15 protein-coding genes are annotated in these 14,758 nt (G+C 35.1%); all 15 read right to left on the bottom strand.

Features of this window, described 5'->3' with window-relative positions:
• Nucleotides 1–40: 40 nt before the first annotated feature.
• The 15 genes from divIC to purR all read right to left on the bottom strand — a co-directional run bounded on the left by divIC (nucleotide 41) and on the right by purR (nucleotide 14,713).
• On the bottom strand, nucleotides 41–400 hold the full coding sequence (gene divIC, locus MHH42_RS00335; protein WP_001208736.1) for a cell division protein DivIC: 360 nt from the start codon (nucleotides 398–400) through the stop codon (nucleotides 41–43).
• On the bottom strand, nucleotides 397–1,050 hold the full coding sequence (gene yabQ, locus MHH42_RS00330) for a spore cortex biosynthesis protein YabQ (RefSeq protein ID WP_340892673.1): 654 nt from the start codon (nucleotides 1,048–1,050) through the stop codon (nucleotides 397–399). Before yabQ ends, divIC begins: the two co-directional genes overlap by 4 nt.
• The gene (yabP, locus tag MHH42_RS00325; protein WP_001059100.1) at nucleotides 1,047–1,355 is read right to left on the bottom strand and encodes a sporulation protein YabP; all 309 of its coding nucleotides are present in this window, start codon (nucleotides 1,353–1,355) and stop codon (nucleotides 1,047–1,049) included. The genes yabQ and yabP overlap by 4 nt, the downstream gene beginning before the upstream one ends.
• A 58-nt stretch (nucleotides 1,356–1,413) precedes the next feature.
• Entirely contained in the window at nucleotides 1,414–1,689 is a 276-nt protein-coding gene (locus MHH42_RS00320) for an RNA-binding S4 domain-containing protein (protein WP_001234879.1), read from the bottom strand.
• Between the two features lie 14 nt (nucleotides 1,690–1,703).
• Nucleotides 1,704–3,164, bottom strand: coding sequence for a nucleoside triphosphate pyrophosphohydrolase (gene mazG, locus MHH42_RS00315; RefSeq protein ID WP_000014272.1), 1,461 nt, complete (start codon nucleotides 3,162–3,164; stop codon nucleotides 1,704–1,706).
• Nucleotides 3,165–3,176: 12 nt separating this feature from the next.
• On the bottom strand, nucleotides 3,177–4,778 hold the full coding sequence (locus tag MHH42_RS00310) for a putative polysaccharide biosynthesis protein (protein WP_000387567.1): 1,602 nt from the start codon (nucleotides 4,776–4,778) through the stop codon (nucleotides 3,177–3,179).
• Nucleotides 4,779–5,006: 228 nt separating this feature from the next.
• On the bottom strand, nucleotides 5,007–5,543 hold the full coding sequence (spoVT, locus tag MHH42_RS00305; RefSeq protein WP_000648310.1) for a stage V sporulation protein T: 537 nt from the start codon (nucleotides 5,541–5,543) through the stop codon (nucleotides 5,007–5,009).
• Between the two features lie 136 nt (nucleotides 5,544–5,679).
• On the bottom strand, nucleotides 5,680–9,210 hold the full coding sequence (mfd, locus tag MHH42_RS00300; protein ID WP_340892670.1) for a transcription-repair coupling factor: 3,531 nt from the start codon (nucleotides 9,208–9,210) through the stop codon (nucleotides 5,680–5,682).
• Between the two features lie 105 nt (nucleotides 9,211–9,315).
• Nucleotides 9,316–9,540, bottom strand: a complete 225-nt coding sequence (locus MHH42_RS00295) for an anti-sigma-F factor Fin (protein WP_000399440.1) — start codon at nucleotides 9,538–9,540, stop codon at nucleotides 9,316–9,318.
• Nucleotides 9,541–9,610: 70 nt separating this feature from the next.
• A complete protein-coding gene (pth, locus tag MHH42_RS00290; RefSeq protein ID WP_079520253.1) occupies nucleotides 9,611–10,171 on the bottom strand; it encodes an aminoacyl-tRNA hydrolase in 561 nt (186 codons plus the stop codon).
• A 72-nt stretch (nucleotides 10,172–10,243) separates the two neighbouring features.
• Complete coding sequence (locus MHH42_RS00285) at nucleotides 10,244–11,197, bottom strand: ribose-phosphate diphosphokinase (protein WP_000107420.1); 954 nt, start codon at nucleotides 11,195–11,197, stop codon at nucleotides 10,244–10,246.
• 18 nt (nucleotides 11,198–11,215) lie between these two features.
• Nucleotides 11,216–12,595 carry a bifunctional UDP-N-acetylglucosamine diphosphorylase/glucosamine-1-phosphate N-acetyltransferase GlmU gene (glmU, locus tag MHH42_RS00280; RefSeq protein ID WP_000071045.1) on the bottom strand — a complete coding sequence of 460 codons (1,380 nt, stop codon included), beginning with the start codon at nucleotides 12,593–12,595 and terminating at the stop codon, nucleotides 11,216–11,218.
• A 323-nt stretch (nucleotides 12,596–12,918) separates the two neighbouring features.
• Nucleotides 12,919–13,212, bottom strand: a complete 294-nt coding sequence (gene spoVG / locus MHH42_RS00275) for a septation regulator SpoVG (RefSeq protein WP_000454042.1) — start codon at nucleotides 13,210–13,212, stop codon at nucleotides 12,919–12,921.
• A 152-nt stretch (nucleotides 13,213–13,364) separates the two neighbouring features.
• Entirely contained in the window at nucleotides 13,365–13,739 is a 375-nt protein-coding gene (locus tag MHH42_RS00270; protein WP_000869820.1) for a RidA family protein, read from the bottom strand.
• Nucleotides 13,740–13,864: 125 nt separating this feature from the next.
• A complete protein-coding gene (gene purR / locus MHH42_RS00265; RefSeq protein ID WP_000702479.1) occupies nucleotides 13,865–14,713 on the bottom strand; it encodes a pur operon repressor in 849 nt (282 codons plus the stop codon).
• Between the last annotated feature and the right edge of the window lie 45 nt (nucleotides 14,714–14,758).

Genomic DNA, 14,758 nt, shown 5'->3' with positions numbered 1-14,758 from the left:
TTATATATAATCCTAAAATATAGTGTCAATAAGACATACTTTACTTAGAAACAGGAAAAATTATCTCCCCTTTTCCGGAGAAGAAATAATCCCTTCTAGCAATCTTTAATACGTACTCTTCATCATTTAACTTTTGAACTTCGTCTTTTAGACTTTTTTCTTTATTCGTTAATGAATCTAGTTCTTTTTTCATGTCCTTAACTTTTGCTTCTTTTGCTTTAATGGAACTGTTTTGTTGATAAAAAGTTACACTAATACTCGCAATAATTGTAAAAGCAAAGACAAGAAAAACCGCTAAACGGCGATAAAGTCGCTTCCTGTTCTCATCCGTTTGTATTATATGCTCTTTAACAGGATTTGGACTCTGTTTTTCGATTGTTCTTTGTCTCAGTTCCCTCATTTCCGAGGTCCCCCTAACTTCTTTTTTATACGCTCCCATAGTTGGAAGATGTGTCCCTTCAATTTTGCTATATATTGCAGGAACCCTACATGTTTCATTATAAAAAGTTTAACACGATTAGGGAGAAGTTTCCATATGAGCAAAGCAATAAATCGAACAGGCCAGAAAAAAACTTTCCATATGAAAAGTAATATCCAAATCACCATTTTCCATAACACATGTCCAATTGAAAGCAGTATACGAAATAAGAATAATATAAATGCAATAAATAGCTGCGCTATAATAATAACAGGTTTTATCATGAGTAGCTGTATAATTCGAACAAAAAAATGTGTTGTTTGCACAAAAATATAGATGAGTAAATTTAACAACCTCATGTATAGTGCTTTCAATAAGCTTTGATATGCCGCAAAACCACATAATAATGCCAAAAATACATATATACGTAGTTCAGCTTCATTTACGAGAAGTAATACATAAAAAACGAATAATGCTTGGACAACCCAAAATAGTATATCATGTATAAATACAAGCCAACGTTTACGTTCCTGACGCTTTAAAAAACGTTGGTATGTATCTAATGATGCTCCAATCCAAGCACCCATTCCGATCATCGAAAGCATTGTATACAACTGAATTGTTAGACTCATTTAAACAACTTACTAAAGAAGCCTTTAGTTTTCTCCCCTTGATTCTCATCAATATACAACATCTCATGAATCTTGCCTTTAATCGATACAACACCTTTTTCCACATCTAAATTCTTCATTTGCAAGTTTTGTCCACGAATTGTTAAAAAACCCATCACAGTCTCGAGTAAAAATTCTTCGCTATCAAAACTCTCTACTTGTTTTACACCAGTAATATCGATCACACGCCTACCACGCATAATAATATCATGCTCTACAGAAACATTTTGTTGATTAGAAGACATAGGTGAGTAACCATTATTCACGAAAATCCCCCCATAGCTTTATACTAGCTAATAGTAATGTATGAAGGGATAGCATATTTTAGAACAAGCCCTCTTCTGCTTTTACTTTTTCTTCGCGGACTAGGCTATACATATTTGCTGCATCTTCTTTTTTTGTTGTTTCTTTCAATTCATTTACTTTCACCGTTACTATTTTTTGACCGAAACGAATTGTTAATTCATCAGCCACTTTCACATCTGAACTCGCTTTTGCGACTTGACCATTGATAGATATTCTTCCTTGATCAGATACTTCTTTTGCTAATGTTCTTCTTTTAATTAAACGTGACACTTTCAAAAATTTATCTAGACGCATATCAAATCCCCCTATTAACGCTCTGTTTGCTTTGCCTCTTCCCATAAAACATCCAACTGTTCTAATGACAGATCTTGCATTTCTTTATTCATTTCAGCTACTTTTGCTTCCATGTATAAAAAACGCCCCATAAATTTCTCATTAGTTGAACGTAATGCTTCTTCTGGATCTAATTTATAATGACGAGCTATGTTAACAAATGCAAATAGTAAATCGCCAAATTCACCTAGCATCTTTTCCTCATCCATATTTATAACTTCTTGCTGGAATTCTTGCCATTCTTCTAGGGCTTTCTCTATCATTGGCTGTACATCAACCCAATCAAATCCAACCTTTCCAGCTTTCTTCTGAATTTCATAGGCACGCATTAATTGCGGCAAACTTTTTGGAATTCCAGTTAAAACAGATTCTTTTACGAATCCCTTTTCTTGTTTTTTAATTTCTTCCCAATTCGCAATCACTTCTTCAGCATTATTTACATCTGTATTTCCAAACACATGTGGATGACGACGAACCATTTTCTCCGATAAAGTTCGAATAATATCATCGATGGAGAACCAACCTTCATCCTCTCCAATTTGGGCATGAAGCATGACTTGTAATAATATATCACCTAGCTCTTCTACTAAGTGATCATCGTCCTCTTCATCAATTGCTTCCAATACTTCATAAGCTTCCTCAATTAAATACTTCTTTAAAGATTGATGTGTTTGCTTTTTATCCCACGGACAACCATTCGGTCCACGAAGGTCTGCAATAATTTCTCTCAGTACATCAAACTGTTGATACAAGGATGCACGTTCCTGAACTGGTGGTACATACACACTCGTTAAATTATTCAATTCTGTTTCATGATCTAACATGTACAACGGTACCTTTTTGACTTGTTCAAACGAAGTTCCTGCAGCTGTTACGATATACACTTCATAATCATCTGGCAATATTTCCATTAATGTTAACTTCACATCTGAAGCAACGAACGCATCATACACTTGGCAAAAGATTAAATGTTGACGTAATTCTAATTGCCCTCTTTCAAATGATGTAGCATCAATTAATTGGAATCCTTCAATCGGATCGATTTTTAAACTTGCGAACATTGGATCAAGGAAACTTTGTCCACCTTCAATTCGCACTTCAACATTTGCTACTTCTCCTTTTTCTAAAAGTAGCTGAACTGTTCTTTCTGCTACTAGCGGATGACCTGGAACAGCATAAATAATTTCTGCACCTTCAGCTTGTTCTAGCAATGTATTCGCAATTGTTTCATATACAATTTCAAATGTATCATGCGCTTCATATATATTGTCGAAAGCCGTATATTTTATACCTTCTTTCTCCAACTCTTCTATAACCGGGTGCTCCTTCGTTCTAACAAACATATGGTCTGCTACTTTTATCTTTCGGTATACGCCCATCGTCAGCTGATCTAATTCACCAGCACCTAATCCTAAAATAGTAATGATTCCACTCACAACCTGTCACCTCTATCCACTCTTCTTCAATGAACCTTCTTTTTTCTCTTTTTTCATAACGGATCCTAATTCTTCTTTTGTAAATACACGTAATTTTAAAATTAAAAACATGTATGTCAATCCGCCAATAGCTACACCTAACAACGCTTCAAATGTCGCGATTCCTCTATGATTCCCATCAATTACTAACCCAGACATTTGTAACACACGAATAAACATTATTAATACAAATCCCATACTGATACCACTAATAACTATACCGAACATCTTCTGCTTATTAATAAGCGACCCCGATACAGATTGCATAAGTAATACACTATTTAACAAGGCAATTACAACAAGCGCAATTAAAGTTGCAATCGCAGCTCCTTTAACTCCAAAATGCGGCATTAACATATAGTTTAAAACTAACTTCAAACAACCTCCAAATACAACGAATATTGCTGGTTTTAATGTTTGTCCCAGCCCTTGTAAAATAGAAGCAGTTGTAATTGACAATGAACTAAATAAAATAGATAAAGATAAAATCGATAACACATCTGACCCATCACTATTCTCAAATAACATAATATTTGTAGGCTGAATAATGCAAGTTAATCCGATGGCTGCTGCAAATCCAATAACAAGTGTTATTTTCATCGCTAACTTTACCTTTTCTTGAATAAAAGCAAGATCTCCTCTTTCCTTTGCCGCTGTAATAATCGGAATAAGTGACAATGAGAAAGACGTTGTCACGACAGTACCTAATTGCATGAGAGGGATACTTCTGTCATAAACACCTTTTAGTACCTTTGCACTTTCAGCCTGTTCCCCTGCCCCAATGAGTAAAGTATAGAAGGAAACCGAATCTGCCATTTGTATAAAAATAAGGACTAAATTACTAACACAAATAGCTATTCCTTGCCAAAAAAGGATTTTAACAATTCTTCTTTTTCCCCCAACTCTCTTCAAGCTTTTAAAGAAAATGGCGCGAAAATCATGACGCATATAAAGTAAAAGTACGATAATCCCAATAAGCCCGCCTGCAATCGAACCTAACATAGCACCTGCACCGACTGTATATAGATCAAATCCGTGAGCAATAAGGAATAGTGATAAAAAGACAATAATAGATACACGAATCGTTTGTTCAATTACTTGTGAAACAGCCGTCGGCATCATATTATTAAATCCTTGAAAATATCCTCTCGCTACGGATAAGAATGGCATTAATATGAATGAAAATGAAATAACACGTAATAACTTATATAAGTGTACATCACCCATAGCCGATGCAATCGTTTCGGCACCAAAGAACAATGTGAAAAACCCTATAAAGCCAATTCCTAATAAAAACCAAAAAGATACACAAATTATTTCTTCTGCTTCTTTTTGTTTTCCTCTTTCTAATCTTTCTGCAACCATTTTTGAAATTATAATAGGGAATCCATAAGTAGCTAAAATTAAACAAAATCCATAAAACGGATAAATTTGTTGGTAAATATAAAAACCAACATCTCCCGCTATGTTTTGATATGGAATACGGTAAAAAGCGCTTAATACTTTTGTAATAAAACTTGCGATCGTTAATATAATAGCCCCACGCCAAAAGGCTTGATACTTCTTCGCTTCCATACAAGAAAACTCCTTTTTCTATTCTCACCTTTCGTATTATATCACAAAGAAAAAACAGGCTCCCTTACACCCACGAGTAATAAAGAGTTCTTACAAAACTAAAAATGTTCAACGAAAAAAGGTAGCAAAGCGCTACCTTCATTCAATATACCTATATCTCCAAATAATTGATTTTTCAAAAGAAATATCATAATTAGGAAAGATTGCAACTTCTAAAATTATATATCTTTACTGCTCCATTTGCTTCGCTAAGAAGCTCGCTGCTGTATTTACTGACTTATGCTCTACTTCACTTATAATAGCCTCTTTAGAGAAGATAATAACAGCTCCAATTGGATCCCCATTCGCAACAATCGGGCCAATTGTATAGGAGCTAACTTTTTCTGTTACTCCATCAATAATTGAAATTTCGCTTTCGTCCGTCATAATTACAGACTTACGCTCTTCCATTGTCTTCTCAATTAAATCGCCAACACTTTTATTTAAGTATTCTTTTTTAGATATGCCTGCTACTGCGATAATAGAATCACGATCACATACAAGCACATTATGTCCTAAGCTATCGTATAAAGCTTCCGTATATTCTTTTGCAAAATCCCCTAATTCACTAATCGGAGAATATTTCTTCAAAATTACTTCTCCATCGCGATCAACAAATATTTCTAGTGGGTCTCCTTCTCGAATACGTAAAGTTCTACGAATTTCCTTCGGGATTACTACCCTGCCTAAATCATCAATTCGACGTACGATTCCAGTTGCTTTCATTCTAATGCTGCCTCACTTTCTACTGATGATCAAAGTGGTGAATTTACCTGTTCATGTAAAAATCACCAACTGTTAGACATAGTATTTTACACATTAGTTCTTCTATGCACGTCGAATTGTATTTTTTTATCTAATATTAGGCATTTATTACTTCTTTTTTTACATCTGGTAAGCCTTTTAATAAATTTTCAGCAATTGTTAACCACTTCGATGTCTCTAATCCATTCGTTTTCATAACGATTTTCAATTGTGATCCTTCCATTCCAAGACCGATCATACGCCCAAAACTATTTCCAAGCATGAATAATTTTCCACCATCAATATTTTGGCTTGCTTGTTCTGAGAACAGAATTGTTACTTCAAATTTATTTTGCTTAATTAATTCGATTTGTTCTTTCATTGCCAATACTTTAATATTTGCAATTTGTAATAAATAACCAACTTCTTGTGGGTAATCACCAAATCTATCGATCATCTCTTCCTGTAATTCTTCAATATCCTCAATTGTAGAAACACCTCTAAATTGTTTATACATCATAATCTTTTGTTTACTATCTGAAATATAAGCATCTGGTAAATACGCATCTACTTCTAAATCAATTTCAACATTAACTGTATTTTCAACTCCATCGGTTCCTCTGCGCTGTTCAATTGCATCTTTTAACATTTGAGAATATAGATCAAATCCGACAGAATCAATAAACCCGTGTTGTTCTGCCCCTAACAAGTTACCCGCACCACGAATTGATAAATCTCTCATCGCAATTTTGAAACCAGATCCAAGCTCTGTGAACTCTTTAATTGCTTGTAGACGTCTCTCTGCAACTTCTGATAGCACTTTATCACGTTTGTATGCAAAGTATGCATATGCAACGCGATTAGAACGCCCAACACGCCCACGAAGCTGATACAACTGCGATAGTCCCATACGATCTGCATCAAATACAATTAACGTATTAACGTTCGGGATATCTACACCTGTTTCAATAATTGTTGTACTTACAAGAACATCATGCTGTCCCTCTAAAAAAGATAGCATAACAGACTCTAATTCACTTTCGTTCATTTTCCCATGTGCGTATGTTACACGAGCGTCTGGAACTAGCATCGAAATTTCATCTGCTTTTCTTTCGATATCCTCTACGCGGTTATATAAGAAGTAAATTTGCCCACCTCTTGCAAGCTCTCGCTCTATCGCTTCTCTCATTAACGCTGGATTATATTCCACCACATACGTTTGGACTGGGAAACGATTTTCTGGTGGCGTTTCAATGACAGATAAGTCACGCACACCAAGCATAGACATGTGAAGTGTACGTGGAATTGGCGTTGCCGTTAGGGTTAACACATCAACATTTGCTTTTAATTGTTTAATTTTTTCTTTATGCGTCACACCAAATCTTTGTTCTTCATCAATAATAAGAAGTCCTAAATCTTTATAAGTAACATCTTTAGATAAAATACGATGCGTTCCGATTACAATATCTACTGTGCCATCTTTTAACCCCTTAAGCGTTTCGTTTTGTTGTTTCCGCGTGCGGAATCTACTTAGTAACCCTATATTAATCGGGTAATCTTGAAAACGCTCTCGAATTGTTTCATAGTGTTGTTGTGCCAGAATTGTTGTCGGTACTAAAATCGCAACTTGTTTTTCATCCATGATTGCTTTAAATGCTGCACGAATAGCTACTTCGGTCTTTCCATATCCTACATCACCACAAAGAAGCCTATCCATCGGACGTCCGCGTTCCATATCTTTCTTAATTTCTTCAATAGAACGTAATTGGTCATCTGTCTCTTGATACGGGAAGGAAGATTCAAATTCTTGTTGTTCTGCCGTATCTGGTGTATATGCATAGCCTTTTGAAGCTTCGCGCTCAGCGTATAATTTAATTAGGTCATCTGCAATGTCTTGTACAGATTTTTCAACCTTCGTTTTGACCTTCTTCCAATCGTTCCCGCCTAATTTATAAACTTTCGGATCCTTCCCTTCAGAACCCACATATTTTTGCACTTGATCGATTTGTTCAATTGGAACATATAGCTTATCGTTACCTTGATATTTAATATTTAAATAATCTTTATGAACACCATTAATCTCTAATGTCTCAATACCTAAAAATTTACCTATACCATGATTTACATGAACTACATAATCTCCAACTTTTAATTCCGAATAACTTTTAATACGCTCAGCATTAGATAACTTTTGCTTACGTTGTGATTTTTTAACTTTCTTATGAAAAAGCTCCTTTTCAGTAATGACAACGAGCTTTTGCATCGGCATTTCAAATCCTGCATGTAAATCACCTACAGCAATCTGTAACCTTCCAGGCAATAAAATATCTGTGCCCTCTACAATATCCGCTTCAATATCATAATCACTTAAAATATGTTGTAGTTTTTTTACACGTTCATCATCTGTTCCAAGCACAACAGTCGTAAAGTGCCCTTCATTCCATCTATCAATTTCAGTTTTTAATAACTGCATCTGCCCATGGAAATCTTGCATTGTTTTACATGTCACATTCACAATGTTTTGCGGATGCGTATGTGCTATATGGCGTAAGAATAACGTTAAATATACAAAACTTCTTTTTTTATGATGAAGAAATCCCTCAAATGAGTGGGAGAAAGATAAATCCTGAATTATTGTTCCTTCACCAAGAAGTGATATATACCATTCCGCTTCTTCCGTTTCAAGATGTGATGCTGTTTCTTGAATACGAGAGATTTCATCTAAAATTACAACACCATCTTCTGGTAAATAATCTATCAGACTAGCAGGTTCTTTATAGAAAATAGATAAATATTTAAACATCTGTTCTATACTTTGGCCATTTTTCAACATTTCAATTTCATGACTTACTATCTCAAGCACTGCAGTCTTTAATTTGTCATCGGAAAGTTTTTGCATCGTCTTAGTCAAACCTTCTTCAAGATGCTTAATTCCCGATTTCAATTCTTCCTGTGAAAATAAAAACTCTGTTGCCGGACCAAACTTAACACTTTCCTTTTTATCTTGAGAACGCTGTTCATCCACATCAAATAATCGAATAGAATCGACTTCTGTATCGAAGAATTCAATACGGAATGGTAATTCTTCAGTTAATGGGTAAATATCTAATATGCCCCCGCGCAAACTGAACTCCCCCGGAGCTTCTACCATCGACTTACGTTCGTAGCCAATATGATGTAATGTATGCAAGAGCGCCTCTAAATCAATCTCTTGCCCTAGATTAATTTCAATTTGCTTTTGCTTCCATAATTCTTTTATCGGTAAAAATCTACGTAATCCTGCGACTGGCGCTACAATAACCCCATTCTCTCCTGCCGCTAAACGATTTAGCACCTCAATGCGTTGCGCTTTTAATTCTGGACTTGCAACACCGATTTCTGATGCAATTAATTCGTTTACTGGGTACAGCCATACATCTTTTTCACCAAGTAATGCCACTAAATCTTCATGTACCTTTTGTGCTTGATATAGATTGTGTGTGACAATAAGTTGCGATTTCTTTGTTTTTTTATATAAAGCTGCCATTAATAATGAACGAGAAGATGTTGCCATACCTGATATAAGTTGTTCTTTTAAACCATCTTCTAACCCATTAATAACCGATTGTATTTCTTCATTTTTATAAAATTGCTCTAATAAACCTATCATTATCAAAACTCCTCTCAACATAAAGAGCAAGTCACCATATTTTATGCAAATATTTTGGAAAAAGAAAACAGAAAAATGCTTTGGACATGCCAAAGCGACAACATTTTATTGTAGAAATTTTTCATATTCATAATACTCAGGATAAGATGCGAGCGTTTCTTGGCACAATTCACAAATCGTTTTTATATATATATTTCCATTCTCATGAAAATGAATCATCTCTACTACCTCTTGCTCTGTTAGTTGAAATAAAACGTCGCTATATACTTTTTCTGCGGTAACGGAGCCTACATTACTCCCGCAATGCCTACAATAATAATACCCTTCCATACTAGCCTCCTAAATATCCAGTTACTACTAGTATGGGTAAAAATAAAATAAAATATTCCCAATCATAACCTTAACTGTTGAAAGTATTCATGATTTGGAGAAAAGGCTTATTTAACCACTCTTCACATGCATCCGCTGCTTTTTCAATGGAATGATTGACATCAGGAATCTCTTCGGATGTAAAACGTCCTAATACGTAATCTACTACCTTCATCCCATTTTTCGGGCGATCAATTCCCATACGGATACGTTGAAACTCTTGCGTTCCTAAATGCGAAATTGTTGATTTCACGCCATTATGTCCACCGGCACTCCCTTTCATACGAAGGCGTAATTTACCTACCGGGATATCTAAATCATCATACATAACAACGAAATCATCAACATCAATTTTATAGTAATCCATAAGTGGACGAATACTTTCCCCAGATAAATTCATATATGTAAGTGGCTTTAATAAGATTACTTTTTCTCCATTAACAAATCCTGCACCAAATACTCCTTTAAACTTCTGTTCATTCAAAGAAATGTTCCAACGCTTTGCAAGTTCATCAATTGCCATAAATCCAATATTATGCCTTGTTAATTCATATTCTCTACCTGGGTTCCCAAGTCCTACTATCAATTTCATTCTTGTACCACTACTTTCTTTTTTCGATACGAAAAGACGTAACCAAGCTTGGTTACGTCTCATTCTATCCAATTAATTGAATAATACACTTACAGATTCTTCTTCGTATACACGAATGATTGCTTCTCCAATTAATGGAGCAACTGAAAGTTCATGTACTTTGTCGATTTTCTTTTCTTCTGGTAATACGATAGAGTTCGTTACAACTAACTCTTTAATATTCGAATTTTGAATACGTTCAATTGCTGGGCCAGATAATACTGGGTGTGTACAGCAAGCATATACCTCAGAAGCACCGTTCTCAACAAGAGCGTTTGCTGCTAATGTAATTGTACCAGCTGTATCAATGATGTCATCAATTAAAATTGCTGTTTTGCCTTCGATGTTACCGATAATGTTCATTACCTCTGATACATTCGGACGAGGACGACGTTTATCAATAATAGCGATTGGCGCTTTTAGGCGATCTGCCATTTTTCTAGCACGAGTTACACCACCATGGTCAGGTGATACGATTACGATGTCTTTAAGACCTTTTGTTTCAAAGTAATCTGAAAGAATCGGTACACCCATTAAGTGGTCGATTGGGATATCAAAGAATCCTTGAATTTGTGGAGCATGTAAATCTAGAGTGATTACACGAGTTGCACCTGCTGTTTCAAGCAAGTTTGCTACAAGTTTCGATGTAATTGGTTCACGAGAACGCGCTTTACGGTCTTGACGCGCATAACCATAGTAAGGAATAACAATATTAATTGTTTTTGCAGATGCACGCTTTAATGCATCGATCATAATAAGTAATTCCATGATATGTTCGTTTACTGGGAAGCTTGTAGATTGAATAATGAATACATCGCAACCACGGATACTTTCTTCAATGTTAATTTGAACTTCTCCATCACTAAAACGATCAACAGAACATTTTCCTAGTCCTACTCCAATATGCTTTGCGATTTGCTCAGCAAGTTCCTTATTAGAGTTTAAAGAGAATACTTTCAAATTAGAATTTAGATATTGAGTCGACATCTAGATTAACCCTCCACATTATGATTTTTTCTTATTCAGCAATTGATCAACATAGTCTTCTTTGTTAACTTGACGTGCACGTGCTACCGATAATGCTTTTGATGGGACATTCTCTGTAATTGTAGAGCCTGCTGCCACATAAGCACCATCTTCAACTGTTACAGGAGCAACAAGATTTGAATTACATCCAATAAATACCCCGTTACCAATCACAGTTTTAAATTTATTCTTGCCGTCATAGTTCACCGTAATTGAACCACAACCAAGATTCACGTCTTCTCCAACTTGTGCATCCCCGATATAACTTAAGTGTGAAGCTTTACTTCTATTACCAAAAACAGTTTTTTTGATTTCCACGAAGTTTCCAACGCGTACTTCGTCTCCAATAACTGAATCTGGGCGAATATGTGCAAATGGACCAACCGATACTTCTGTACCAAGCTTACTATCATGTACAGTAGATTGACGAATTGTCGTACGATCTCCAATTTCACTATCGCGAATTACTGTATGCGGTCCAATTTCACAATCAGAACCAATTACAGTGTTTCCCTCAATAATTGTTCCTGGATGAAGAACTGTATCACTACCGATAATTGCATCAGCAGAAATATACGTGTTACTTGGATCAATAATTGTAACACCATTTACCATGTTCTTTCGGTTGATACGATTTTTCATAATAATTTCCGCTTGCGATAGAGCGACTCTGTCGTTAACACCTAACGTTTCATCGAAGTGCTCTGTTTGATAAGCTGATACGATATGACCTTCATTTTTTAAAATCTCAATAACATCTGGAAGGTAATATTCACCTTGTACGTTATCATTTGAAACTTTAGAAAGTGAAGCGAATAAAGCTTTATTATCAAAACAATACGTACCTGTATTGATTTCTTTAATAGCTAATTCTTTTTCATTTGCATCCTTATGCTCAACGATCTTTTCAACATGACCATTTTCGTTACGAACGATACGACCATATCCAGCAGGCTCTTCTATGTATGCTGTTAGCACAGTTGCCATTGCTCCTGCTTCTTTGTGTTGCTGAAGTAATGCTTCCATCGTTTCAGCAGTTATTAAAGGTGTATCACCACAAATAACTAAAGTTGTTCCTTCTTCATTTGCAAGTACGCTAGCAGCTTGATCTACAGCATGCGCTGTACCAAGTTGTTCTGCTTGTAATGCAAACTCACTTACGTTTCCTAGCTGTTCTTGTACCATTTCAGCACCATGTCCAACGACCGTTACAAGTTTCTGCAATCCTAATTGAGTTACTTGATCGACTACGTGTTGTACCATAGGTTTTCCACATACAGGATGCAGCACTTTGTATAGCTTAGACTTCATACGTGTGCCTTTACCTGCAGCTAGAATCACTGCAAATCTGTTTGACATATAGACCCTCCATCGCAACCTATTTATCCATTAACGATATTATCCTAAATCATCATATATTTCAAGAAACACATTTTAACTATTAAATTTTACCATAATTCTTATAAGATGTTTTACTCTTTAGTATCTTTTTTAAGAAATAAGCTATACTATTTAAAATGATTTTGAAAAAATTAGTAGTTTCTTCTCTTCATTTTAATAAACGATGAATGTTTTAAATATAAATTATATAAAGTCAAAAAAAAAACAAACTCCTGTAAATGCTTACAGGAGTTTGCTACAAAATTATAAGACTTTCTTTCAAAAGCCTTTTCATTCGAATTTTACGAAGCACCTGCTTCTTCAAACTCAACCTCTTCTAACTCGCCTAAACGATGATACTCCGTTAAAACCGCATCTTGAATTTTAGAGCGTGTATTAGAATTAATCGGATGTGCAATGTCACGGAATTCTCCATCTGGAGTACGTTTACTTGGCATTGCTACAAATAATCCATTATTACCATCAATTACACGAATATCATGAACAACAAATTCATGGTCTAGAGTAATAGAGGCAATTGCTCTCATGCGGCCTTCTGTGTTTACGCGGCGTAATCTTACGTCAGTCACTTCCATCTTGTGTTCACCACCCTTTTCTAAATAAGCGATATATTTGTATAAATTCCACAAATTTTCTATTTTCCCTTTAATTTTTTTAAAATTTTTAAGATAAAAATTTTTATTGCAATTGAATATAAGGATTAGTAGAGGTTATCGCTTACAAAAGGTTACTTAACTAGGGCGATTACTTCGATTTCAACTGAAACATCTTTCGGTAATTTTGCTACCTGTACACAAGAACGTGCTGGTTTATGAGTAGAGAAATAAGAACCGTATACTTCATTAACAGCATTAAAATCATCCATATCTTTTAAGAATACTGTTGTTTTTATTACCGTATCAAATGAAGCACCTGCTTCTTCTAATACTGCTTGTAAATTTTCAAATACTTGTTCTGTTTGTACTGTTACATCTCCCGTTACAAGCTCTCCACTTGCTGTTAATGGAATTTGTCCTGAACTGTAAAACATATTATTTACAATAATCCCTTGTGAATAAGGTCCAATTGCTTGTGGTGCCTTGCTTGTTTGAACAACTTTCATATTTTTTCACCCTTTTATTATTTATTTTTACTCTTTAAAAATAGTGCACGAAAAGCAGTTTGTCCATCTATTTTATAATTTATAAATAGAATAAAAAAAAGATAAAGCCATTTGCTTTACCTTTTTTATTCAACCTCTACAAGTCCTTCATCAAATGGTGTAAGTGAATAATTCCCCTTCTCCACTTGAATCGATTTTTCTTTCACATCAACTTCTGAAAGGCGAATTAATGATACAAAGTTATTAATAAGTCGTTCTTCGATATCTGTGGATTCTACTAATACACCGATACCAACAACATTAGCCTTAAACTCTTCTAGCATACTCATCATACCTTGAATTGTTCCGCCAGCTTTCATGAAATCATCAATAATTAAAACGTTTGATCCCTCTGGAAGACTACGCTTTGCCAACGTCATTGTTTGTATTCGTTTAGAAGAACCTGATACATAGTTAATACTAACAGTTGGACCTTCTGTTACCTTATTATCTTTCCTCGCAATTACTACCGGTACATCTAAGTAGTTTGCCACTGCATAAGCAAGTGGAATCCCTTTTGTTGCTACCGTCATAACTGCATCGATTGGTTGCCTAGCAAAGACAGAAGCAAACAAACGACCTGCACCATTAATATGACGAGGGTTACTTAAAAGATCTGTCATGTATAAGTAACCGCCAGGCAAAATACGATCTGGATTTTCAAATAAGCTACAAAGCTCATCAATAATTAGATCTGCCTCTTCTTCACTTATATATGGTATATATTTCACTCCTCCTGCTGCTCCTGGTACCGTTTGCAATGTGCCGACCCCTTGTTGTTCAAACGTTTGCTTAATAATAACTAAATCTTCACTAATAGAGGATTTAGCCGATTGATACCTTTCAGCAAAAAAAGTGAGAGAAACTAGCTGACGAGGGTTTTGTAACAAGTAATATGTCATATCGACTAATCTTGTACTTCGTCTAATTTTCATACGCCCACCTCAAATCACGAATATTCTAAACAAATCATAACGTAT

The organism is Bacillus sp. FSL L8-0099, assembly GCF_038006385.1.
GTDB lineage: Bacteria > Bacillota > Bacilli > Bacillales > Bacillaceae_G > Bacillus_A > Bacillus_A toyonensis.
The sequence above is the reverse complement of the archived record's forward strand: the minus strand, read 5'-3'. Positions and strand labels throughout refer to the sequence as shown.

What these genes read in the sequence shown, in the direction of transcription:
- divIC (WP_001208736.1), bottom strand. Translation starts at nt 400, where the DNA reads ATGAGGGAACTGAGACAAAGAACAATCGAAAAACAGAGTCCAAATCCT.
- yabQ (WP_340892673.1), bottom strand. Translation starts at nt 1,050, where the DNA reads ATGAGTCTAACAATTCAGTTGTATACAATGCTTTCGATGATCGGAATG.
- MHH42_RS00320 (WP_001234879.1), bottom strand. Translation starts at nt 1,689, where the DNA reads ATGCGTCTAGATAAATTTTTGAAAGTGTCACGTTTAATTAAAAGAAGA.
- MHH42_RS00310 (WP_000387567.1), bottom strand. Translation starts at nt 4,778, where the DNA reads ATGGAAGCGAAGAAGTATCAAGCCTTTTGGCGTGGGGCTATTATATTA.
- spoVT (WP_000648310.1), bottom strand. Translation starts at nt 5,543, where the DNA reads ATGAAAGCAACTGGAATCGTACGTCGAATTGATGATTTAGGCAGGGTA.
- mfd (WP_340892670.1), bottom strand. Translation starts at nt 9,210, where the DNA reads ATGATAGGTTTATTAGAGCAATTTTATAAAAATGAAGAAATACAATCG.
- MHH42_RS00295 (WP_000399440.1), bottom strand. Translation starts at nt 9,540, where the DNA reads ATGGAAGGGTATTATTATTGTAGGCATTGCGGGAGTAATGTAGGCTCC.
- pth (WP_079520253.1), bottom strand. Translation starts at nt 10,171, where the DNA reads ATGAAATTGATAGTAGGACTTGGGAACCCAGGTAGAGAATATGAATTA.
- MHH42_RS00285 (WP_000107420.1), bottom strand. Translation starts at nt 11,197, where the DNA reads ATGTCGACTCAATATCTAAATTCTAATTTGAAAGTATTCTCTTTAAAC.
- glmU (WP_000071045.1), bottom strand. Translation starts at nt 12,595, where the DNA reads ATGTCAAACAGATTTGCAGTGATTCTAGCTGCAGGTAAAGGCACACGT.
- spoVG (WP_000454042.1), bottom strand. Translation starts at nt 13,212, where the DNA reads ATGGAAGTGACTGACGTAAGATTACGCCGCGTAAACACAGAAGGCCGC.
- MHH42_RS00270 (WP_000869820.1), bottom strand. Translation starts at nt 13,739, where the DNA reads ATGAAAGTTGTTCAAACAAGCAAGGCACCACAAGCAATTGGACCTTAT.
- purR (WP_000702479.1), bottom strand. Translation starts at nt 14,713, where the DNA reads ATGAAAATTAGACGAAGTACAAGATTAGTCGATATGACATATTACTTG.